This is a genomic window from Mesobacillus subterraneus, assembly GCF_000934845.1.
Classification (GTDB): Bacteria; Bacillota; Bacilli; order Bacillales; family Cytobacillaceae; genus Mesobacillus; species Mesobacillus stamsii.
In genome coordinates this window covers 17,780-41,136 of the sequence record NZ_JXIQ01000086.1, presented here as the reverse complement: position 1 = coordinate 41,136, position 23,357 = coordinate 17,780, and the positions used below count along the sequence as shown (strand labels likewise).

The window sequence follows — 23,357 nt, the reverse complement described above, 5'->3', positions numbered from 1 at the left end:
TTCACTTGGAATTGTGATAAAATTCTAATTTTTAATTTCTCTTTTATTTTAGTATACGAATGCTTTTCTAGCAACGAATGACTTTTTCCTATTTACATAGGAAAACGCCCAGAACTAGTTCTGGGCGTTTTTAGAGCTGAATTAATAGATGGAAGTCGTCTCTTTTGATGTATTTTCCAGGATTTCTTTTACCCTTGCCAGGAATCGTCCGCAAACAAGGCCATCCAGGACACGATGGTCAAGGGACAGGCATAAATTCACCATATCGCGAACTGCGATCATGCCATTGTTCATCACGACAGGGCGCTTAACGATTGATTCTACCTGAAGAATCGCAGCCTGTGGGTAATTGATAATACCCATTGACTGAACGGAACCGAACGAGCCTGTGTTGTTGACGGTAAAGGTTCCGCCTTGCATATCCTCGGAACGAAGCTTTCCAGTACGTACCTTTTGGGCAAGTTCATTGATTTCGCGACCAATGCCTTTAATTGTTTTTTCGTCTGCGTTTTTTATGACAGGTACGAACAACGCATCATCCGTCGCAACCGCGATGGAAAGATTAATCTCTTTTTTCTGGATAATCTTGTCGCCAGCCCACATCGAATTGATTTGTGGGAATTCCTTCAATGCCTGGGCGACAGCTTTTACGAAGAAGGCAAAGAACGTAAGGTTGAAACCTTCTTTTTTGTTGAAATGATCCTTTAGGCTATTTCTGTATTCCACAAGATTCGTAACGTCCACTTCGACCATAGTCCAAGCATGCGGAACTTCATGCTTGCTGCGTAGCATATTCGCAGCAATCGCCTTGCGAACTCCAGTCACCGGAATTTCGATGTCACCAGCAGCAACTGGTACAGAAGGAGCTTCCGGTGCTACTGGCTGAGATGGTGCTGCCGGCTTGGCTGGAGCATCTGTGTTTTCAGAAGCTTGAACCTTAGGTGCATCGGCAGCTGGCTGAGGGATGTTTCCGGATTGAATGATTTGCTGAAGATCCTTCCGCGTAATTCTTCCGTCTGCCCCGGTTCCATTCACCATAGTCAAGTCGATAGCATGTTCCTGAGCAAGCTTTAAGACGGCTGGTGAATATCTTGCTTTATTTCCTTCCTTGCCGCCGACAGCAGCAGGTGCAGCGTTCTCTATTAAAGCTTCTGCTGCAGACTCCTCTGCCACTGGAGCTTCGTCGGTGCTGCCGCCATCTACTTCCATAGTGCAAATAATTTCACCAATTGCAAAAGTATCTCCTTCATTTGCAATCAATTCTTTAATTGTCCCCGTATAGGAAGATGGTACCTCAGCATTTACCTTGTCGGTCATGACTTCGGCAAGCGGATCGTATTTACTTACTTTATCACCAACAGAGACCAGCCATTTGCTGATCGTTCCTTCTGTAACACTCTCACCTAATTGAGGCATTTTGATTTGTTCGATCGCCACAGATAGACCCTCCTTCTGGATTTAAAATTCAGCAAGCTCTCTCATTGCTTTTTCCACTTTATCCGGGTTGATCATGAAGTATTTTTCCATTGTAGGAGCATATGGCATAGCAGGAACATCCGGGCCAGCCAGTCTCTTGATCGGAGCATCAAGTTCGAATAAGCAGTTTTCCGCTATAATCGCAGATACTTCACTAATAATGCTGCCTTCTTTCGTGTCTTCCGTTATCAAAAGAACTTTTCCTGTTTTAGAAGCAGCTTCCATGATAGCTTCCTTATCCAATGGGTATACAGTGCGAAGGTCGAGGATGTGAGCAGAAATTCCATTCTTTGCGAGCTTTTCAGCAGCCTGTAGTGCAAAATGAACAGCGAGGCCATATGTAATAACAGTGATGTCTTCCCCTTCACGCTTCACATCTGCTTTACCGATTGGCAAAACATAATCATCTTCTGGAACTTCTCCCTTAATCAATCGATAAGCACGCTTGTGTTCAAAGAACAATACTGGATCCTCATCCCTGATCGCCGCCTTCAACAGTCCTTTCACATCATAAGGTGTGGATGGCATGACAATTTTCAAACCAGGCTGATTCGCGAAAACCGCCTCCACCGACTGTGAATGGTAAAGCGCACCGTGGACGCCGCCGCCGTAAGGAGCACGAATGACCATCGGACAGCTCCAGTCGTTGTTAGATCGGTACCGTATCTTCGCAGCTTCAGAAATGATCTGGTTGACAGCAGGCATGATGAAATCAGCAAACTGCATTTCAGCAATTGGGCGCATGCCATACATTGCTGCACCAATACCGACTCCAGCGATTGCTGACTCTGCAAGAGGAGTATCAATAACCCGATCATCGCCAAACTTCTCGTACAGGCCTTGCGTTGCTTTGAACACTCCGCCTTTCCTTCCAACGTCTTCCCCGAGAACAAAAACTCTCGGATCTCTTTCCATTTCTTCCTTTATTGCCATTGTTACAGCCTCTATATAAGAAATTACCGCCATTTTCGTTCCTCCTCACTCTTCAGCATAAACGTATTTTAATGCATGTTCAGGCTCTGCATACGGAGCGTTTTCAGCGTAATCTGTTGCTTCGTTCACCAATTTCATGATCTTGTCATTGATCGCTTTTTCGCTCTCCTCATCCATTAGGCCACTCTCTTTCAGATAAGCACCAAACGTGATGATTGGATCTTTTGTCTTCGCTATTGCAACTTCATCGGACGTACGGTAGCTTCTGTCGTCATCATCAGAAGAATGTGGTGTCAGACGGTACGAAACCGCTTCGACCAGCGTCGGGCCTTCGCCACGGCGTCCGCGGTCTGCAGCTTCCTTGACCGCTTTGTATACTTCGAGCGGATCATTCCCATCAACGGTTACGCCAGGCATTCCATATCCGATCGCTCGATCAGATACCTTCTCGGCAGCAACCTGCCTTTCATAAGGGACTGAGATTGCATACTTATTATTTTCAACCATAAAGATAACAGGAAGCTTATGAACTCCAGCAAAGTTAGCCCCTTCATGGAAATCACCCTGATTGGATGATCCTTCACCAAATGTAACCAATGTAACAATGTCTTTCTTCTCCATTTTCCCCGCGAGAGCAATGCCGACAGCATGAGGAACCTGCGTTGTTACCGGTGAAGAACCTGTAACGATCCTGTTTTTCTTTTGTCCAAAATGCCCTGGCATTTGGCGCCCACCAGAGTTAGGGTCTTCCGCCTTGGCAAAACCAGAAAGCATCAAATCCTTTGCTGTCATGCCAAAAGTTAAGACAACTCCCATATCACGATAATAAGGAAGCACATAGTCCTTGTCGCGATCAAGCGCAAAAGCAGCTCCCACCTGTGCTGCCTCCTGCCCCTGACAGGAAATTACAAACGGAATTTTCCCGGAGCGGTTCAACAACCACATCCGCTCATCGAGGCGGCGGGCCAACAGCATTGTTTCATACATTTCCATAACCCTTTCATCACTTAAGCCAACTGCAGCGTGACGATTTTCTGCCATGTTTATTCCTCCCATGCTTTTTTCCTTCGAAAAATAGTTCTTGTTCTAAAAAATTTAAGAATGGATTGCTTTTCCTTCAACAGCTAAGGCGGCTTCTCCAATAGCTTCCGATAATGTCGGATGCGGATGGATTGTATGCGCAACTTCCCAAGGTGTCGCATCCAGTACTTTTGCAAGGCCTGCTTCCGAAATCATATCCGTTACGTGCGGACCGATCATATGCACCCCAAGAATGTCGTTCGTTGCCTTGTCAGCTATGATTTTTACAAAACCATCTGATTCTCCATATACAAGTGCTTTTCCTATAGCTTTGAAAGAGAACTTTCCAGTCTTTACTTCAAAACCTTTTTCCTTCGCTTCATCCTCTGTCAGCCCTACGCTTGCAGCTTCAGGAGAGCTATAGATGCATTTAGAAACAAGCGTATAATCGATTGGATCCGGGTTTCCTCCGGCAATATGCTCCACTGCTACGATTCCTTCATGTGAAGCTACGTGAGCAAGCTGCAGACCGCCGATGACATCCCCAATTGCATAAATATGGGACTCTTTTGTCTGGAAAAACTCGTTTGTCTGAAGATAGCCTTTTTCTAGCTCGATTTCTGTATTCTCCAGTCCAATTCCTTCCACATTCGCTTGACGTCCAACAGAAACAAGTAATTTTTCAGCAAAAAATTCTTTCGTTTCACCCTTCACTTCAGCACCAATGCTGACACCATCACCCTTTTTCAATGTTTCCGAAAGGACTTTGGCACTCGTTATGATTTTCACGCCTTTTTTCTTCATCGCGCGCTGCATTTCCCTAGAGACTTCTTTATCTTCCGTTGGAACGATGCGATCAGCATACTCAATGACAGTAACTTCTGTCCCGAAATCCGCGAGCATCGACGCCCATTCTATTCCGATGACTCCTCCGCCGACGATGATGATCGATTTAGGAAGTTCTTCCATGACAAGCGCTTCATCAGAAGTCATGACATATTGGCCGTCAGCTTCAAGCCCTGGAAGCGTACGCGGACGGGATCCAGTTGCAACGATGACATTCTTAGGCAGAAGCATCTCATTCTCTTCCCCATTGTTCATTTCAACGGAAATGGTTCCCGGCATAGGCGAAAATATCGAAGGTCCGAGGATTCTTCCCAACCCTTCATAAACATCGATTTTCCCCTGTTTCATCAAGTGATGGACACCTTTATGTAGCTGTTCGACAATCTTTTCTTTTCTCTCCTGAACCTTGGTGAAATTCACGGTGACCTCACCGACAGTAATACCGAAGGTTTCACTATTCTTTGCAGTCGCATAAACTTCAGCACTTCTGAGCAATGCCTTACTTGGTATACAGCCTTTATGCAGGCAAGTTCCGCCCAGCTTTCCTTTTTCAACAATGGCAGTTTTCAGGCCAAGCTGTGAAGCCCTGATTGCTGCTACATATCCGCCTGTACCGCCACCAAGAATGACCAAATCATATTCTTGAGTCATCTGTACCCCTCCTCTAATAGGAATGAAATTGGATTAAAAAGAACCATCCTTGTCTTGCAGGATTTAACTGCCTGGGTATTCTTTGACATCTTCCTCGCCTCGTAAAATTCGAAGAGCTCCTTCAGCAAGAGCTTGCAATTCGTTTTCTCCCGGATGAACAAGAACATCCGCAATCCAATTGATGCGTTCAGAAATTTTCTGGACAAATTCCTTGCCGTAAGCAAGTCCCCCAGTAAGAACAATCGCATCAACCTTTCCAGCCAGGACTGCGCTGGCAGAACCGATTTCCTTTGCCACCTGGTATGCCATCGCATCATAAACTCGTTTCGCCTTTTCATTCCCTTGCTTGATCATCTTTTCAACCTTGACTGCATCATTTGTGCCCAGATAGCCAACAAGACCTCCTCTTCCGACAAGCATTCTCATGATTTCATCCCGAAAGTAATCTCCAGAAAAGCAAAGCTGAACAAGATCTCCAGCTGGTACGGTGCCTGCACGTTCCGGACTAAATGGACCATCTCCATGCAGACCATTGTTGACATCCACCACCCTTCCTCCTTTATGAGCACCCACGGTGATCCCGCCACCGAGATGGGTAATGATGAGGTTCAGCTCTTCATATTTCCTACCGAGGTCCCTCGCGACCCTTCGCGCAACCGCCTTTTGGTTGAGAGCATGGAAAATGCTCTTGCGTTCAATGAGCGAGAATCCAGATACACGGGCAATTGGCTCTAGTTCATCGACCACGACTGGATCCACAATAAACGACGGAATGTTCAAACCTGAAGCAATTTCAAACGCTAAAATACCACCTAAATTTGATGCGTGCTGGCCAGAGAATCCTGCCCGCAGATCTTCCAGCATTTTTTTGTTAACCTTATATGTTCCACCTTCAATCGGCCGTAAAAGACCTCCGCGCCCACAAACTGCACTTAGTTTCGAAATATTAATGCCTTCCGTATCAAGCGACTCAAGAATCGTCTTCTTCCTGAATTCGTATTGATCGATGATGGTTTCATAGGAGTTAATAATAGCTGAATCATGACGGATCGTTTTTTCAAAAATGGACACTTCGTTATCAAATACACCTATTTTCGTTGATGTAGATCCTGGATTTATCACGAGAATCCGATGTTCGGTTTGTTGCACAGTTAAACCTCCATTTTGCTTACAAGCATCTTTAATCCGTAATATCAGTAGCATGGAAGAACAGCAGAGGCGCCGAAGGAATGGTTCAGCGCACTCTGTAGTCATGTTTGATTAAGGCTTATCCTTTTCATCACAAAAACAAGCGACAAAAAAGGTTAACGGCGACTTAAGATATGTTGGCCATTTTGCAGGAACTGACTGCGAGAATTGCGCATTCTTTCAATACGTTCTTCCGCCATACGGTCTGCTGCTTTATAGGTAGGAATCCCGTCCCGCTTGGCAATTTCAATTACTTTTTCAATATTATTATAAATCGTTTCAACCTTTTTCATCGCTCTTTCAGCATTGTAGCCATATAGCTCATCTGCTACGTTAATTACTCCGCCAGCATTGATGACGTAATCAGGAGCGTAAACGATCCCCATTTGATGGATGATATCCCCATGTTTGGCATCCTTCAGCTGGTTGTTTGCTGCACCTGCAATAACCTTTGCTTTGATTTGTGGAATCGTTTCATCATTAATAACTGCACCTAAGGCACAAGGAGCATAAATATCACAGTCTACTCCATAGATTTCCTCTGGGGCTACAGACTTGGCCCCGAATGCTTCGACCGCTCTCTGCACTGCTTCTTTATTGATGTCCGTTACGATCAGGTTCGCTCCTTCTTCATGAAGATGACGGCATAGATGAAAGGCGACATTTCCTACACCCTGCACTGCGATTGTCTTCCCCTCAAGAGAATCTGTGCCAAATGCTTCCTTTGCAGCGGCCTTCATTCCTCTGTATACACCGTAAGCAGTTACAGGTGAAGGATTACCAGAAGAACCGAATGCTGGAGAAATACCAGTTACATAATCTGTTTCTTCATGGATCAAGTCCATATCAGCCACTGTCGTACCTACATCTTCAGCGGTGATGTACCTGCCATTTAAGCCCTGGACATACCGGCCGAATGCACGGAACAATTCTTCGTTCTTATCCTTGCGCGGGTCGCCGATGATGACCGTTTTTCCTCCGCCAAGATTAAGACCAGCTGCAGCATTCTTATAAGTCATCCCCTTTGCAAGTCGAAGAGCATCCTCGATCGCTGCTTCTTCTGAAGCGTAAGTCCACATACGGGTACCTCCCAAAGCTGGACCTAAAGTTGTATCATGTATGGCAATAATCGCCTTCAACCCTGATTGCTTATCTTGGCAAAACACTACCTGCTCATAATCATACTGTTCAAGATACTTGAAGATTTCCATTTCTAGTTCCCCCTTTTACTTATGTAGGTTATTTGTTAGTTAGTAGAGCATAATGCCAGTGCAAGAGAATATAGCTTGCTTTCCGCTGTATCTGCCCTGGATGTCAACACGATTGGAGCTTTTGCCCCAGCTATGACTGCGCCAACTTTTGCATTGGCGAAGTAAACTAATGATTTATACAATACATTACCGGCTTCGATTGCAGGCACTAAAAGGATATCAGCCTTCCCGGCGACGTCGCTCTTGATTCCCTTGTGCTCTGCAGCAAGCTGTGATACCGCATTGTCGAGCGCAAGCGGGCCATCGACAATACAACCGGAAATTTGCCCTCTTTGATTCATGACCGTCAATGCCGCTGCATCCGTGGTGGCTTGCATAGTAGGATTGACTACTTCCACCGCTGCCAGAGGCGCTACTCTTGGCATATCAATACCGATTGAATGAGCTACCCTGACGGCATTCGTAATTATTTGTGCCTTTTGTTCAAGGTCCGGCGCGATATTCATCCCAGCATCGGTAACGATTAAGTATCTGTCATACCCAGGCACTTCAAACACAGCTACATGCGATAATACTGCTCCTGCTCTGAGACCATATTCTTTATTCAGGACTGCCTTCAAGATTGCAGCAGTCGGGATATTCCCCTTCATCACTACCTGAGCTTCATTCGCATTTACAGCTTTCACTGCCAGCTCGGCTGCATTATTATTTGATGCAGAGAAAATTTCAATTCCTTGATGATTCGCGAGAACAGGGTATTGTGCAGCGATGATTCTATTGATTTCCTCTTCATCTCCATAGAGAAAAAAATCTGCAAGGTTTCTTTCAACAGCCCCGGCAACTGCTTCTAATACACGTGGATCTTCTGCCGCTGCTACTGCGATGGTTTTTTTGCCATTTTGAGAGGCCGTGCTAATCAGCGAGTCAAGCTTCATGTTTTTAGTCCATCCTTTCTTTCGTTTGCACATCACCCATTAGTATCTTATTGCAAGAAGCATGCCAATCAAAAAACATGAAAACGTTTTACTCTTGCTGAAAAATATTCTGCAAAATTTTGCGTACTATGAAGGTTATTGCATGCCATTTGTTTCAATACCATATTTTTCAAGTTTATAATAGAGATTCCTAACAGAAATCCCTAATACTTTTGCAGCCGCAGTTTTATTGCCTTTCATAGAATGAAGAGTTGATTTTATCACGCTTTCTTCGTATCTTTCCAATTGCGTGGCTAAAGTCTCTGAACGGATTGGATCAGTCTCGCCGCTCTCCCTTTTCTTCTCCTCGCCTTTCTGAAGTTCAGGAAGATGTTCTTCCTGAATGATGGTCTCGGAATAATGTAGAAAAATGATTGCCCGGCCGAGCACATTCTCTAGTTCTCTGACATTCCCTGGCCAGTCATATGCCATCAACTTCTTAAGGGCACGATTGGATACACCTTCAACATTTCGTCCGTAGTCTTGATTTATTTTCTGGATCAATCTTTCGCAAAGCAGAGGAATGTCATCTTTCCTTCTTTTGAGAGGGGGGATATGGATCGGCATCCTGTTCAGCCGATAATATAAATCTTCCCTAAAACTGCCATTAGCTATCGCTTTTTCAAGATTTACATTGGTTGCAGCAATTATCCTGACATTGATAGGCACAGGTTTTGTTCCTCCGACACGGACAATTTCCCTTTCCTGCAGGACACGCAGTAATTTAGCCTGCGTATTTGCTGGCAAATCGCCGATTTCATCCAAAAAAATACTTCCGCTGTTTGCTTCTTCAAAGAATCCGCGCTTCCCACCTCTTTTTGCCCCTGAGAACGCCCCTTCTTCATAACCAAAAAGTTCACTTTCTAGCAGAGACTCTGAAAGCGCGGCACAATTGACTCGAATGAATTTGTTGAACTTGCGGTCACTGGCATTGTGAATTGCATGAGCAAAAAGCTCCTTCCCTGTACCTGATTCGCCGCGGAGGAGGACCGTTGCAGGTGTTTTTGCTCCTAGCTTCGCCTGTTCAATCGGGATTGTCATTTCTTCCGATTGGCCAATAATATCCTCAAACGAATATTTCGCCTCGAGCGTCCGAATGATCTGCCTTGCGCGATGGAGCTCCCGGTTAAGACTTTGGATTTCAGACATATCATGGATAACCCCGACACTGCCCTTTAATTTCCCATCCACTATGATAGGGGCAACATTTACGACTACTTCCTTTTTTTTCGGGCCAACCCTCATCGCTGCTCCGCGAACAGGCCTCCTCGTTTGAAGCACCTTCATATGCATGCTTTCTCCCTCAGAAATATCTGCAGTTGCTGGCTGTCCGATTACTTCTTCTTCTTTAAGCCCGGTTATTCTCGTGTAAGCAGGATTAATCATAATCCCTCGGCCATCCTCATCGACTACGGAAATAGCCTCATCGCTGGAATGAATGATTGCCTGGAGCATCGTCTGGATTTCTTTTAGGTTTGTGATTTCTTCCGCAAGATTTACTACTTCGGTGATATCCTTGAATACAGAAAAGGCACCAATCAGCTGGTCATTCTCATCAATGATCGGAATTCTTGTTGTGATAATCTTTGAGCCATTGGACAGCAATAATTCTTGATTAGACTCGATCTTTCTCGTAAGCAGGACTCTCGGAAGTTTGCTGGTCGGAATGATCTCCAGAACATGCCGGCCCTCAGCGCGCTCCCTCTTGTTCCCAATAATTTTTTCAGCGCTCTTATTGAATAAAGTTATTATTCCTTCTGTATTAATAACGACCATGCCGTCTCCAGAGGAATTAAAGATTAAATCATGTTCATATGTAATTTTTCTAAGAGTCTTGATTAGTTCTTCCTTTTCTTGTAACAAAGTTGCAAGAAGAAATGCGACGCTTCCCGGGATCAGTACCGTGCTTTTACTGCGAGCATCTCTCAATTCCTGGAAAACTTTTTCATCCCCGGTCACTTCGATAATGATATCCAATTCAGCGGACAAATACGCTTGCCAGTCTACCCCTGTAGGGATACCTGCTTCCTGCGCAGCTAGTATTCCGGGAGCATTTGGATTAATGTCAATAACCGCAGCTATAGAGGCCGTTTGTTTAAAAATATCAAGGATCGCTATTCCACCCTTGCCTGCACCTACAATCATTATTTTTTGCATAATTATTCACCACATGTTGGAAATATATTTCATGAATCTTCCTTTACAGCCTGCAATATCTTTCAATTTCATTGTAATGGTTTTTAAACAAACTGACAAATTTCTTTCGTGTCCACTTTTTCTGCAGCTAATTGCAAACAACAAATATTGCGGAAAAAGCTTATGTTGAAGTATACTTTCTAAAGAGGACAACCTTAATGAGGGGATTTTCAAATGATCAGAATTGTCGCGTTACTCATCATGGTAATACCAGGTGTTATTGCTGCTTTAGGGGTAAAACTAATGCGTGATATGGTTTTCGGAATTTTACAGGTCCCTTTTCCCTATTTATGGCTTCAGTTCCTGTCTGGACTACTCTTTTTTCTGGCGGGACTTGGATTCATCGCTGGTTTCATTCTGCATCGGGACCGTAAGAGAAATAAAGTACAGGCATTTTTCCGCATTCCGGATAGCAATAAAAAGCAACACAGGCCATGATGATCTGGCCTGTGTTTTATTTTCTATCCTTGACTCCGACTTAAAAAGAAATCAAGTAAGATTTGTTATGATGTATGGAAAAATAGCGAAATCTTTTCTAACTCCTTCAAGAGGCTTTATGCTCTAGACGCAGCTTGTCGGCGACCATTGCAATGAATTCGGAATTCGTAGGCTTTGCTTTTGACATGCTTACTGTATAGCCGAATAAGGAAGAAATGGATTCAATATTCCCTCTGCTCCACGCTACCTCAATCGCATGTCGGATTGCACGTTCTACCCTGCTGGCCGTTGTATTGAATTTCTTTGCAATATCTGGATAGAGAACTTTTGTGATTGATCCAAGGAGTTCAATATCGTTGTATACCATGGAAATAGCTTCACGCAAGTACATATAACCTTTAATATGAGCAGGAACTCCAATTTCATGGATAATGCTAGTAATGTTAGCATCTAGATTTTTGGGCTTTTGTTCTGCATTAGCCCTTCCATAATTGAGGGAAGAAGGCTTTCTTGCTACCATTTTTGCCTTGCCACTTACCTGACGGATATGCACAGCGAGTTGCTCCATATCGAATGGTTTCAGAATAAAGTAGGATGCTCCAAGCTCTACTGCTTTTTTCGTCACATCTTCTTGTCCGAAGGCTGTCAGCATGATGACATTCGGGATGATTGCTTTTTTCATATCACGGAGTCTCTCTAACACCGCGAGTCCATCAAGATGAGGCATGATAATATCTAAAAGCAGGACATCAGGATCCGTGTCTTCCAGCATTTCCAAACATTCCTGGCCGTTATGGGCGACACCGACGATTTCCATATCCTCCTGTGATGAAATAAATTCTTCCAAAAGATCGACTAGTTCTCTGTTATCATCTACAATGCATACTTTTATTTTGCTCACTGCTTAGTTCCTCCTCAATCAATCTGTTCTCTAAATTCTATTCTAAATAACTAATTCGACAATGCAACAGATATTCCTTTTATTTTTAATTTTTTCTTAAAAAAGTAATATTTTCTTATGTTTTCTTCCTTTTCCTTTGTTTTTCGACTCATTTCGATAGTTGACAATAAGGAGAGGAGGATTTTGTCGAATATCCTTTTAAACAAAGAAAAGGCGGCATTATATCGCCGCCAAATTTCTGTTAACTTGCCTGTTCTCTTTGTTTTTCATAAATGTCAATTCCGGCTTCATTTAGCATCCATTCGATATGGACTCCATATCCGCTTGTTGGATCATTTACGAACACATGCGTGACAGCCCCGACAAGTTTGTTGTCTTGTATGATCGGACTGCCGCTCATTCCCTGGACAATTCCGCCCGTTTTCTCAAGCAGCTCAGGATCGGTTATCTTGATAACCATCCCCTTTGTTGCCGGAAATTTTTGCGGGATGGTGCTAACAATTTCTATATCAAAAAGGTTCACCTCGTCATTATCGACAACGGTAAGAATTTTTGCTGGCCCTTCCTTTACTTGATGCGACAGAGCAATCGACAATGGTTTATCAAAAATCCCATTCGCAATCTCTTTGTTCAACTCCCCGAAGATCCCAAATGGGCTGTTTCTGCTGATCGTTCCAATTACTTCTCTGTCAGCAGAAAAACGAGCCAGCTTTTCACCCGGATTCCCTTTCCCGCCTTTTTCGATGGAAGTAACGGTTGACCTCACAATTTGCCCATCTTCAACGACAATCGGCTTTTTAGTATCCATATCTGATATGACATGGCCAAGCGCGCCATACTTTTTGGACTGAGGATGATAAAACGTCATCGTCCCAATACCTGCTGCCGAATCACGTATATACAAGCCAAGTTTATACGTGTTTTCGTTTACATCCTTCATAGGCTGAAGCTTCGTTTTGATTTTTTCATTATCCCTTTTGATGACTACATCCAACGCCTTTCCATTGGCTCCTGCTTGTTTAACAAGATCGCCGACGTCTGCCATTTTTTCTATTTGCTGTCCATTGATTTCCGTGATGATATCGCCTTTCTTAATACCAGCCAGCTCTCCTGGTGATACCCTTCCTTCCGCTGCCTGAACCTGATGATGCCCGACCACTAGGACACCAATCGTATTAAGTTTTACGCCTATTGATTGACCACCCGGTCTGACCTTAAAATCCTTTAGGACATTTACATCGACCTTTTTCACTGGAAAGCCGGCTAACTCAAGGACCATTTCGTCCTTTCCATGTCTCTTGGCGTCTATCGAAACCGTTTCATCTTTCTGGTCAACCGTAATGCTCGAATCCTTTAAAGGAGCCGTTACTTGAGCTGCATTTGCCTGGAACTCAAGAGTTTGCCCCTCGAACAATGTCAATTCACCTGGAATAGATAAATATTCATGTACTGGTTTTGCATATCCTAGAGCAATTAATGAAACAAGGAGAATTCCACCAATAAATTTTCTGAGAAAATCTTTTTTCATTCCATTCACTCTCCTCGCTTCTAGTTCACACACATCAAAAATGGCTACACCTTTAATTTTGCCTTGACTTGTCTCATTTATAACTAGTATAAAAATAAAAAAGCTACCCATTATGGATAGCTTTTCAAGTAACGGTCTTCATACTCTGTGCCATTTGCAGCAATTCCTCTGCATGCTGCTTTGTTAGCTCTGTGATTTCGACTCCGGAAATCATCCTGCCAATTTCCTTTACCTTTTCAGCAGCGGACAGGGGAGTGACAGAGGTTTTTGTCCGCCCGTTTTTTATCACTTTCGCGATATAAAGATGGGTATCCGCCATTGCTGCTACTTGAGGCAAGTGCGAAATACAGAGAACCTGGGAGTCAGTCGATACATGGTAGATCTTTTCGGCGATGGATTGTGCTACTCTCCCGCTGACACCTGTGTCCACTTCATCAAAAATTATCGACGTAACACCCTGATGTTTAGAGAAAATACTTTTTAGTGCGAGCATGATTCTAGACAATTCTCCTCCAGAAGCAATTTTTGATAATGGCTTTACGGGTTCACCTGGATTCGTTGAAATATAAAATTCAACTTTATCTACCCCATTTTTATGAAAATCGTCTAGGTCTGAATCGATCTTTAGTTCAAATACAGCTTTTTCCATATAAAGTTCTTTTAATTCTTTATGAATTAGTTTTGTCAGTTTCTTGGCCCATTTTTTTCGGATTTGTGTTATATGATGAGCTTCAATCCGCAAATCTTTTTTGAGCGAGGCCAATTCTTTTTCCATCTGGTCAATATGGACTTCTTTATTTTGCAAAGTTTCGATTTCTTCTTCTATTTTTGAGGCATATTCAAGAATTTCTTCAATCGTTTTTCCATATTTTCGCTTAAGCTGGTTCATTTCATTCAATCTGTCTTCTATCTCCAGCAAGCGCTGAGGGTCATACTCAAGAGAATCAAGGTGATTCCTGATCGTTCTCGCAGCATCCTCAATCATATAGAAGCTATTCGCGACTGCTTCTGCAACAGTTTTATACTCAGAATCCAACTCCGCAGCTGTTTGGAGATTATCCATGGCGAGACCAATCCAATCCAGACCTTGCTGATCGCCGTGCAGTGCATTATAGCTCATCTGGATGCTTTCAAAAATTCGTTCAAAATTGGCAAGCTTCCGTCGCTCTTCCAGCAATTCCACGTCCTCATTCATCATCAAGTTTGCGGACAGGATTTCATCATGCTGGAATTGGATTAGGTCTAATCTGTGTGCCATTTGCTGCTCATTTAACTTGAGACTATTAAGCTTTTTGAGTGTTTGTTCGAACGATCTATACACTTGACGATACTCCTGGATCGCTGGCAAGATCTCCTCGGAGCCAAACTGGTCGAGAAGGTTGATATGCCTAGTTTCATCCATGAGTTCCTGATGTTCATGCTGTCCATGGATATCAATCAGTGTGGAACCAACTTCTCTCAAGACAGCAATGGTGACAAGTTTCCCATTGATTCTGCACACACTTTTCCCATTGGCTGCAATATCCCTTCTTAAAACGATCATTCCGTCCTCTATTTCGATGCCGAATTCTGCTGCTTTCGCTTTACTTGGATGATTCGGGTCTTCAATAAAAAACAATCCTTCGATCTCCGCCTTATCCTCGCCATGCCGGACAAATTCAGCTGATCCTCTCCCGCCGACCAGCAAGTGGATGGCGTCGATAATAATCGATTTGCCGGCACCTGTTTCTCCGGTGAGAACAGTTAATCCTTTCGTAAAAGAAACAGATAAAGATTCAATAATCGCGAAATTACGTATTGATAATTCAGTTAACAAGCAAACGTCACCTCTATTTACAGCATCTCTAGAAAACGATTTGTGACTCGCTCTGTATCCTCCGGAGTCCGGCAAATAATCAAGATCGTATCGTCCCCACAAATCGTCCCTAATATATCATCCCAATCCAAATTGTCTATCAGCGCGCCAATTGCATTTGCGTTGCCTGGCAAGGTTTTCATGACTAACAGATGTCCAGCTTGATCGATACGCGTAAAAGCATCCTTTAGCGCTCTCTTTAATTTTTGCAATGGGTTGAATCGCTGGTCAGCGGGGAGGCTATATTTATATCGTCCGTCACTCAACGGCACCTTTACTAGATGCAGCTCTTTAATATCACGGGAAACTGTGGCCTGTGTTACATTATAACCCGCTGACTTTAAACGGTCGACGAGTTCATCCTGAGTCTCGATATCTCTGCTCGCAATCAGTTCACGGATTTTAATTAGTCGTTGTCCTTTATTCATTCCTATCACCTCTGGGAAAAATCCGAACATTCCTATACCCTTATGTTAGCCGATTTTAATAAAATGTACAATCTTTCAGAAAAAAAGAACAGACGTTTCAGTCTATTCTTCGCTACTAGTTTGTTTTGATTTTAATTGATCATGTGCATTCGTCACGACTTCTTCAGGCAGGAGCTTTGCCATCAATTTCCCTGGTTTTTCTTCACGATTGTTCCACTGGAGATGGAGCAGGAATTCAATATTGCCGTCGCCACCGGTAATTGGCGAGAAGCTTAAGTTGAGGACGTCATAGCCTTCTTCCATGGAAAAAGAGAGGATTCTGTTTAAAACCTGTTCGTGAATCTTCCTGTCACGGATGATTCCTTTTTTGCCTACCTGATCTCTTCCTGCCTCGAACTGCGGTTTTACGAGCGCCACGATATCACTTCCAGTTACGATCAGTGTTTTAAGGACCGGCAAGATGAGACGAAGGGAAATAAACGAAACATCAATACTCGCAAAATCAGGCATCCCTTTTGCAAAGTCTTCTCGTTTCACATAACGGAAATTTGTCCGCTCCATCACGACAACCCTTTCGTCCTGGCGAAGCTTCCAGGCGAGCTGATTGTAGCCAACATCAAGGGCATAAGACATTTTAGCACCATTTTGCAGGGCGCAATCAGTGAATCCTCCAGTGGAAGCTCCAATATCGAGCAGCGTTTTCCCTTTGACATCAAGTTCAAAAATTGCCAAAGCCTTTTCCAATTTTAATCCGCCGCGGCTTACATATGGGAGAGGGTTTCCTTTTACCGTCAACGGCAGGTCGACGCTAATCTTTTCACCTGGCTTGTCAAGTCTGGATTCGTTTGAGTACACAAGTCCTGCCATCACGGTCCTTTTCGCTTTTTCTCTTGTTTCGGCAAGGCCGCGTTCTACTAGCAGTACGTCTAAACGTTCTTTTTTCATTTTCATTGCTTACGCCCTTTTTTGTTTCTTTCTTGCAAGCTTTTGCATCCTTAAAACTACATCTTCTGTTGTCATGCCAATTTCCTGAAGCAGTTTGTCCACGCTGCCATGTTCTATAAACTTGTCCGGAATGCCCATTCTGTCGATCTCAACGTGCCCAAAGCCAAGGTCATGCACTGTTTCAAGCACGAAGCTCCCGAATCCGCCCTGAAGAACAGCTTCTTCGATCGTCAAGATTGGCATATTTTTGTTGAGAATCTCTGTGAGCATTTTTTCATCAAGCGGCTTGATAAAACGGGCATTGACAACCTTGATGGATATGCCTTGTTTTTGAAGAATATTTGCCGCTTCCATTGCCATTGCAATCGTGGTACCGAACGTGAGGATCGCTCCATCTTCTCCTTTTCGAAGCACTTCCCAGCTGCCAATCGGTATCAGCTTCAGTTCGTCATCCAAAGGGACGCCGAGACCATTGCCTCTAGGATATCGCATTGCAATTGGTCCATCATCATAATGAATGGCAGTGTTTACCATATGTTGTCCTTCATTTTCATCCTTCGGCATCATCAAAACCATATTTGGCAAATGTCTTAAAAAAGCAATATCGAATACACCTTGATGCGTTTCTCCATCCGCTCCTACAAGGCCTGCCCGATCAATGCCAATAAACACATTTAGATTTTGACGGCAAATATCATGGACCACCTGATCGTAAGCACGCTGGAGGAAGGTGGAATAGATCGCGAGAAATGGCTTCATTTTTTGTGTCGCCAAACCCGCAGCAAAAGTAGCTGCATGCTGCTCTGCAATGCCAACATCAATCATCCGATCTGGGAATTCACTAGCGAATCCCTCCAATTTTGATCCAACAGGCATTGCTGGTGTTACCGCGACGATCCGTTCGTCTTCCCTGGCCATTTTCCTTACCGTTTCGCTAACAAGCTTGCTCCAAGCAGGCGGCGACAAATCTGGTTTAACAAAATCACCTGTTTCCATTTTATAAGGACCGGTTCCATGCCAGGTTCCGATTTTATCACTTTCAGCAGGGTTGTATCCCTTTCCCTTTTTGGTGATGACATGCAGCAGCACAGGGCCTTCCTGCTTTTTCGCATAAGCAAGGTTTTCGAACAGCGCATCATAATCATGGCCATCGACCGGTCCAAGATAGGTGAAACCTAGCTCTTCGAAAAAAATTCCTGAAACGAAAAGATACTTTAAACTATCTTTGATCCGTTCAGCTGTGGCTGCCAACTGCCCGCCAATCGCAGGGATTTTTTTCAATAGGTATTCTAGTTCATCCTTTACCCAGTGGTATTTGCCCGCCGTGCGAAGGCGTCCAAGCATATTATGCATAGCTCCGACATTTGGTGCAATCGACATTTCATTATCATTCAGAATCACGATCAACTTCTTTTTCTCATGTCCGATATGGTTCAACGCCTCTAAAGCCATCCCCCCTGTAAGTGCACCATCGCCGATAATCGGTATGATACAGGAAGATTCTCCCTTTAAATCTCGGGCAATTGCCATTCCCATGGCAGCCGATAAAGAGGTCGAGCTATGGCCGGTTTCCCAGACATCATGCTCACTTTCTGCCATTTTTGGGAAACCGCACAGGCCTTTATATTGCCGCAAAGTATCGAATTGGCATGCTCTTCCTGTCAAGATTTTATGAACATAGGACTGGTGTCCAACATCCCAGAGAAATTTATCCTTCGGGCTGTCAAAGCATTTATGAAGAGCAATCGTTAATTCTACAACTCCGAGATTCGGTCCTATATGTCCGCCTGTGACCGATAATTTTTCAATTAAAAACTGCCGAACCTCCCTCCCTAACTCTTCCAATTCCTTATTCGAAAGATTCTTCAAGAAGGAAGGGTCTTTTATCGATAAAAGATCCATTCGGACCACTCACTTTCATTTCTGACTTATCATCCTGCCATTTTATTTTTGGCTGTTTTCGATCCTTCTGTTTAGGGATGCTGTTTTAGAAAAATTAGTTACACATGGCTATAATAAAATAGGTGTTAGTAATACCATATAGTATAGAAAGACCGGATTTCAAGCTTTTCCTTGGATGACAGCGGTTATTTGTCACACGATCCATTGCAAATGTAAAAAAACTGCCAACACCAAGGTGCCAACAGCTTATTATAGCACATGGATAAAAAGGTCTTCAACGACGCACAGATTGTTAATAGTTCCTCAACCCAATCAAATCGGTAATTTGTGAAAGGACATCTACTTGAAGTCCCATTGAATTCAAAGTATCTTTAGCAAGGATGAGGTGATCTTGCAAGGCTTTTTTTGCTCCTTCCAGACCAAGCAGGGCTGGGTAAGTGCTTTTTTCGTTCATTGCATCGCTTCCGATTGGTTTGCCGATCATTTCTTCTGTCCCTTCTAGGTCCAGGATATCGTCACGTATCTGAAAAGCGAGACCGAGATGATACGCAAACTTGGCCAGCATTTTCTTTTGCACCTCATTTGCTCCAGCAATCTCTGCTCCAGCGATGATACTATATTCAAGCAACTTCCCAGTTTTATGAAGATGGATATATTCCAATTGTTCGAGAGTCAGCTGCTTGTGCTCCCCTTCCATATCGGCTATTTGGCCTCCAACCATCCCTGCAGCACCAGCTGCTACTGACAGTCCTTTTATTAATGAAAACTTGACAGTTGCTAATGCCGCTTCTTCTGGCATATCCGCAAGCATGCTAAAGCTCAAGGTCAATAAGGCATCTCCTGCGAGAATGGCTGTTGCTTCTCCGAAAACCTTGTGATTCGTCGGCTTTCCCCTTCTTAAATCGTCATCATCCATGCTTGGCAGATCATCATGAATCAAAGAATAAGTATGGACCATTTCAATTGCCGCAGCAGCATCAAGTCCATGAATCGGGTCTTTTCCAAAAGCGTCAATCACCGCAAAGACCAGGAGCGGACGGATTCTCTTCCCGCCTGCTTCCAGCGAATAGAGCATGGCTTTTGCAAGATTTTCCGGAGTCTCCAGGGAACCAACTGCATCCCTGAGCCGCTCCTCAAGAAGTGTCTTATATTTCTTTGTAAAAGATTCTAATGAAACAGGATGCAATACTATTCCTCCTCATTCATGAAGAAGCTTTCCGTCCGTCCATCTTCATTCATAATTTGAGCCAGTTGTTCTTCCACATTCTTTAGCTTATCATGGCAAAGCTTGGATAATTCCATTCCTTCTTTATAAAACGAAATGGCTTCCTCCAATGGCACATCACCCTCTTCTAATTTTTCAACAATATTTTCCAGTTGGTCCATTGCCTGTTCAAAGCTTAGGGTTTTTTCTTCAGCCACTTATCTCACTCTCCTTTATATCGGTAACCACGCATTGAAGGCTTCCGTCAGAAAGCTTGACGAATATTTTTCTTTCTGGCTTCACCTGATTCACTGTCTTGATTAAATTTCCATCCTCAGTGTAGGCTAGACTATATCCGCGGTCCATTATTTTCAAGGGGCTCAATGCTTCAAGAGTGGACAGGGTCCCGTTGAACTCTTTTCTTTTTTTTGAAACAACTGCTGTCATCGCCCTGTTTAATGCCCGCGTTGTTCTGATATATCTCTGTGCTGACAATTTCCTTACTTCCTCTGGATGACTGCGCTCCAATCTTCGTTTTAATTGAATAAGCGCTTCGTTTCTGTTGGAATAGAGCTTCTTTGCTCCGCGGGTCAATGCTTCCGTCAACTTGTCCACTTGTTCAAGTTTTTGTTCATACAATTTCCTCGGATAGCGAAAGGCATAAGATTTGATCAACCGCTGGTAGCGCTCCTGCTGGAAGAACACCTTTTCGCGCATAGCCCTCATCAGTCTTGTTTCTCTGTTCATTATCTTCTCGAGCAATTCCTGGATATGAGGGACAGCCAATTCAGCCGCAGCTGTCGGCGTCGGTGCTCTCATATCTGCAACGAAATCAGCAATCGTGAAATCTGTTTCATGTCCAACTGCTGAAATGATCGGTATTCGCGAGGCAAAAATCGCTCTTGCGACCATTTCCTCATTGAAATTCCACAATTCCTCTATCGATCCACCTCCGCGTCCGATGATTAGCACATCAAGATTGCCTTGTTCATTTGCCTTCTCGATTGCCTTTACGATGGAAGGGCCACCCTGGTCACCTTGGACAAGAGCTGGGAAGATCAGTACCTTTGTTATTGGATATCTTCTTTTGATGGTGGTTAATATATCCCTTATCGCTGCTCCTGTTGGGGATGTAACAATTCCGACAGCCTTTGGGTACTTGGGAATAGATTGTTTATTGTTTGGAGAAAAGAGCCCCTCCTGTTCAAGCTTTTTCTTGAGCTGCTCATAGGCAACAAATAAATCGCCAACTCCATCGGTTTTCATGTCTTTTATGTATATTTGATACTGGCCGCTGCCTTCATAAACAGAGATTTCCCCTCTAACCAGTACCTTCATCCCATTCTCGGGCATAAACTTCATGCTTCGCGCTGACCCAGCAAACATGACAGCTAGGATTCGGGCTTTCTCGTCCTTGAGGGTAAAATACATGTGTCCGCTTGAATGTCTTTTGAAGTTGGAAATTTCCCCCTTTAGATAAACACCTTGCAAATGCGGATCAGCATCGAATTTTCGTTTTATGTATTTCGTAAGCGCATGAACGGTAAGATAATGCTGTTGCTCCATTGGAAAAACTCCTTTGGCAAGACTGATCTAATCGATAAGAAAAAGCTGCCCATATCAATAATAAGTATAGAATCCCGATTCGTATCTCACCATCCAAAGTGGATGAACAGATATAGGCAGAATCATTTTTTAACGGTTTGAATCTGGCAATTTGCTACTATGATTTTTTGCCGACTTCAAGGTATTGTACATCAGCATGGCAATCGTCATTGGACCGACACCGCCAGGAACCGGAGTAATGTAGCCTGCTTTTTCTTTTACTTCCTCAAAAGCGACGTCCCCGCAAAGTTTGCCTTGCTCGTCCCGGTTCATGCCTACGTCGATGACCACAGCTCCTGGCTTGATATGTTCTGCTGTAATCAATCCAGCTTTTCCAACAGCAGCTACAATGATATCTGCCTGCTTTGTCTGTTCCTTCAAATCTTTTGTTCTCGAATGACAATAGGTAACCGTTGCATTTTCATTTAAAAACAATTGACCTGCCGGCTTCCCAACAATATTGCTTCTGCCCACAATAACTACATGCTTGCCGGAAAGGTCGATTCCGATTTCCTCCATCATCACCATCACACCGTATGGAGTACATGGCAAAAATGCATCCTGTCCGGTCATCATTCGGCCAATATTAAGGGGATGGAAGCCATCCACATCTTTTTCAGGAGAAATAGCTTCAATCAATTTCTTTTCACTGATATGTGTTGGAAGTGGAAGCTGTACCAAAATGCCATGAATGGCTTCATCATGATTCAGTTCATCGATTTTAGCCAATAGCTCCTGTTCCGTAATCGACACCGGAAACTCAATCAGCACATTGTGCATACCCAGTTCTCCGGCTGTTTTTTGCTTGCTGTTCACATAAGTTCTTGATGCTTGGTTCTCTCCGACAAGAATAACAGCAAGACCAGGAATGATCCCCTGTTTTTTAAGCTCCTGGACTTGGTCCGCAATCTCTAACCTTTTCTTTTTTGCAATTTCTTTCCCATCAATGATTGTAGCAGCCATACATTCTCCCCCTATGTAATCGTGAAAAAGCCAATCAATATGCTTCTAATGGTGTTAAGAGATACTTTGTTTCACTTTCGACAGAACTCCATTAATGAACCGACTTGATTGGTCATCTCCATATAATTTAGCAATTTCAATCGCTTCATCAAGAACAACATTCACCGGTACTTCTTGATTGCAATATTTCAATTCATATACAGCCAGGCGAAGCAGATTGCGGTCAACAGCTGCCAGGCGGTCGAGGGACCACTTTTCCAAATACATCTTGATCTCCTCATCAATCTCTGGCTGATGCTTCAATGTACCATTCACAAGCATGTTCAGATAGTCATCTCCGCTTTCTTCTTCCAGCACATGTTCAATCGCATCGGCTGCATCCACCTTGCTTATATCAATCTGAAATAAGGCTTGCAGTGCCTTTTCTCTTGCTGTTCTTCTTTTCATGGAAATCATTAGCTCCTTTTTCACTTGTCTGATGCTAACAAAATAATAGCATATCCTATCGGATAAAGCATAGTTTCCTATTATTTTTCACTTATTAGTAAGAAAAGCGCAAGCGCCTTGTTCAGCCCCGACAAGCGCTGGAGCTGGACCATTCTCAAAGTGAATTTTATACTTTTTATCTTAAAAAAACCAAAGGCATGTATCTTTATGCCTTTGGTTTTGGTGATTACACTTCCTGGTCGACTTCTGTTTCTGGTTTTTGATTTTCGAATTGAATGCCGACTATATGGATATTGACTTCTGTTGCATCAAGCGCGGTCATGTTTAATAATGCCTGACGGATGTTATCCTGAATCCTCTGTGCAACGACAGGAATGGATACACCAAACTTCATAACGCAATAAACATCAACCTTGATTCCATCTTCGACTAACTCCACTTTTACACCTTTGCCGTGGTTTTTTTTTCCGAGTCTTTCGACTACCCCAGCAGCAAAGCTGCCGCGCATTTGCATAACACCCTCTACTTCGGATGCAGCAATGCTTGCGATCACTTCAATTACTTCAGGTGCAATTTCTACTTTTCCTAATCCGTTTTCGTCATGGCTCATTTCCAATGTGTGTTGCTGTTCATTCATAGCTAGACC

General features: G+C 43.5%; 21 protein-coding genes. 1 reads left to right on the top strand and 20 read right to left on the bottom strand.

Features of this window, described 5'->3' with window-relative positions; all coding sequences use genetic code 11:
* Positions 1-141 precede the first annotated feature (141 nt).
* The 8 genes from UB32_RS11045 to UB32_RS11010 all read right to left on the bottom strand — a co-directional run bounded on the left by UB32_RS11045 (position 142) and on the right by UB32_RS11010 (position 10,456).
* Complete coding sequence (locus UB32_RS11045; protein WP_044393768.1) at positions 142-1,437, bottom strand: dihydrolipoamide acetyltransferase family protein; 1,296 nt, start codon at positions 1,435-1,437, stop codon at positions 142-144.
* 21 nt (positions 1,438-1,458) lie between these two features.
* A complete protein-coding gene (locus UB32_RS11040; protein ID WP_044393767.1) occupies positions 1,459-2,442 on the bottom strand; it encodes an alpha-ketoacid dehydrogenase subunit beta in 984 nt (327 codons plus the stop codon).
* Between the two features lie 12 nt (positions 2,443-2,454).
* Positions 2,455-3,450: a thiamine pyrophosphate-dependent dehydrogenase E1 component subunit alpha gene (locus tag UB32_RS11035; RefSeq protein WP_044393764.1), complete on the bottom strand. Its 996-nt coding sequence runs from the start codon at positions 3,448-3,450 to the stop codon at positions 2,455-2,457.
* A 54-nt stretch (positions 3,451-3,504) separates the two neighbouring features.
* Positions 3,505-4,926: a dihydrolipoyl dehydrogenase gene (gene lpdA, locus UB32_RS11030; protein WP_044393763.1), complete on the bottom strand. Its 1,422-nt coding sequence runs from the start codon at positions 4,924-4,926 to the stop codon at positions 3,505-3,507.
* Positions 4,927-4,989: 63 nt separating this feature from the next.
* Complete coding sequence (gene buk / locus UB32_RS11025) at positions 4,990-6,075, bottom strand: butyrate kinase (protein ID WP_044393762.1); 1,086 nt, start codon at positions 6,073-6,075, stop codon at positions 4,990-4,992.
* 155 nt (positions 6,076-6,230) lie between these two features.
* On the bottom strand, positions 6,231-7,325 hold the full coding sequence (gene bcd / locus UB32_RS11020) for a branched-chain amino acid dehydrogenase (protein ID WP_044393761.1): 1,095 nt from the start codon (positions 7,323-7,325) through the stop codon (positions 6,231-6,233).
* 35 nt (positions 7,326-7,360) lie between these two features.
* On the bottom strand, positions 7,361-8,260 hold the full coding sequence (yqiS, locus tag UB32_RS11015; RefSeq protein ID WP_044393760.1) for a phosphate butyryltransferase: 900 nt from the start codon (positions 8,258-8,260) through the stop codon (positions 7,361-7,363).
* Positions 8,261-8,395: 135 nt separating this feature from the next.
* A complete protein-coding gene (locus tag UB32_RS11010; protein WP_044393758.1) occupies positions 8,396-10,456 on the bottom strand; it encodes a sigma-54 interaction domain-containing protein in 2,061 nt (686 codons plus the stop codon).
* Positions 10,457-10,669: 213 nt separating this feature from the next.
* Here UB32_RS11010 and UB32_RS11005 point away from each other — a divergent pair, with 213 nt between their 5' ends.
* Positions 10,670-10,933, top strand: a complete 264-nt coding sequence (locus UB32_RS11005) for a DUF2627 domain-containing protein (RefSeq protein ID WP_044393756.1) — start codon at positions 10,670-10,672, stop codon at positions 10,931-10,933.
* A 106-nt stretch (positions 10,934-11,039) separates the two neighbouring features.
* Here UB32_RS11005 and spo0A read toward each other — a convergent pair whose 3' ends face one another.
* The 12 genes from spo0A to UB32_RS10945 all read right to left on the bottom strand — a co-directional run bounded on the left by spo0A (position 11,040) and on the right by UB32_RS10945 (position 23,348).
* On the bottom strand, positions 11,040-11,834 hold the full coding sequence (gene spo0A / locus UB32_RS11000; protein ID WP_044393755.1) for a sporulation transcription factor Spo0A: 795 nt from the start codon (positions 11,832-11,834) through the stop codon (positions 11,040-11,042).
* Positions 11,835-12,075: 241 nt separating this feature from the next.
* Positions 12,076-13,362 (bottom strand): SpoIVB peptidase, encoded by a 1,287-nt coding sequence (spoIVB, locus tag UB32_RS10995; RefSeq protein ID WP_044393754.1) that lies wholly within the window; start codon positions 13,360-13,362, stop codon positions 12,076-12,078.
* A 124-nt stretch (positions 13,363-13,486) separates the two neighbouring features.
* Positions 13,487-15,178, bottom strand: a complete 1,692-nt coding sequence (gene recN / locus UB32_RS10990) for a DNA repair protein RecN (RefSeq protein WP_044393753.1) — start codon at positions 15,176-15,178, stop codon at positions 13,487-13,489.
* A gap of 17 nt (positions 15,179-15,195) precedes the next feature.
* Positions 15,196-15,645 carry a transcriptional regulator AhrC/ArgR gene (gene ahrC / locus UB32_RS10985; RefSeq protein WP_044393793.1) on the bottom strand — a complete coding sequence of 150 codons (450 nt, stop codon included), beginning with the start codon at positions 15,643-15,645 and terminating at the stop codon, positions 15,196-15,198.
* Between the two features lie 102 nt (positions 15,646-15,747).
* A complete protein-coding gene (locus tag UB32_RS10980) occupies positions 15,748-16,596 on the bottom strand; it encodes a TlyA family RNA methyltransferase (RefSeq protein ID WP_044393752.1) in 849 nt (282 codons plus the stop codon).
* A 3-nt stretch (positions 16,597-16,599) separates the two neighbouring features.
* Positions 16,600-18,492, bottom strand: a complete 1,893-nt coding sequence (gene dxs / locus UB32_RS10975) for a 1-deoxy-D-xylulose-5-phosphate synthase (protein WP_044393750.1) — start codon at positions 18,490-18,492, stop codon at positions 16,600-16,602.
* Positions 18,493-18,784: 292 nt separating this feature from the next.
* Positions 18,785-19,678, bottom strand: coding sequence for a polyprenyl synthetase family protein (locus UB32_RS10970; protein ID WP_044393748.1), 894 nt, complete (start codon positions 19,676-19,678; stop codon positions 18,785-18,787).
* A 2-nt stretch (positions 19,679-19,680) separates the two neighbouring features.
* The gene (locus UB32_RS10965; protein ID WP_044393746.1) at positions 19,681-19,914 is read right to left on the bottom strand and encodes an exodeoxyribonuclease VII small subunit; all 234 of its coding nucleotides are present in this window, start codon (positions 19,912-19,914) and stop codon (positions 19,681-19,683) included.
* Complete coding sequence (gene xseA, locus UB32_RS10960; RefSeq protein ID WP_044393744.1) at positions 19,907-21,262, bottom strand: exodeoxyribonuclease VII large subunit; 1,356 nt, start codon at positions 21,260-21,262, stop codon at positions 19,907-19,909. The genes UB32_RS10965 and xseA overlap by 8 nt, the downstream gene beginning before the upstream one ends.
* 129 nt (positions 21,263-21,391) lie before the next feature.
* Positions 21,392-22,264 carry a bifunctional methylenetetrahydrofolate dehydrogenase/methenyltetrahydrofolate cyclohydrolase FolD gene (folD, locus tag UB32_RS10955; RefSeq protein ID WP_044393743.1) on the bottom strand — a complete coding sequence of 291 codons (873 nt, stop codon included), beginning with the start codon at positions 22,262-22,264 and terminating at the stop codon, positions 21,392-21,394.
* A 54-nt stretch (positions 22,265-22,318) separates the two neighbouring features.
* Positions 22,319-22,711: a transcription antitermination factor NusB gene (gene nusB / locus UB32_RS10950; protein WP_044393742.1), complete on the bottom strand. Its 393-nt coding sequence runs from the start codon at positions 22,709-22,711 to the stop codon at positions 22,319-22,321.
* Between the two features lie 226 nt (positions 22,712-22,937).
* A complete protein-coding gene (locus UB32_RS10945; protein WP_044393740.1) occupies positions 22,938-23,348 on the bottom strand; it encodes an Asp23/Gls24 family envelope stress response protein in 411 nt (136 codons plus the stop codon).
* Between the last annotated feature and the right edge of the window lie 9 nt (positions 23,349-23,357).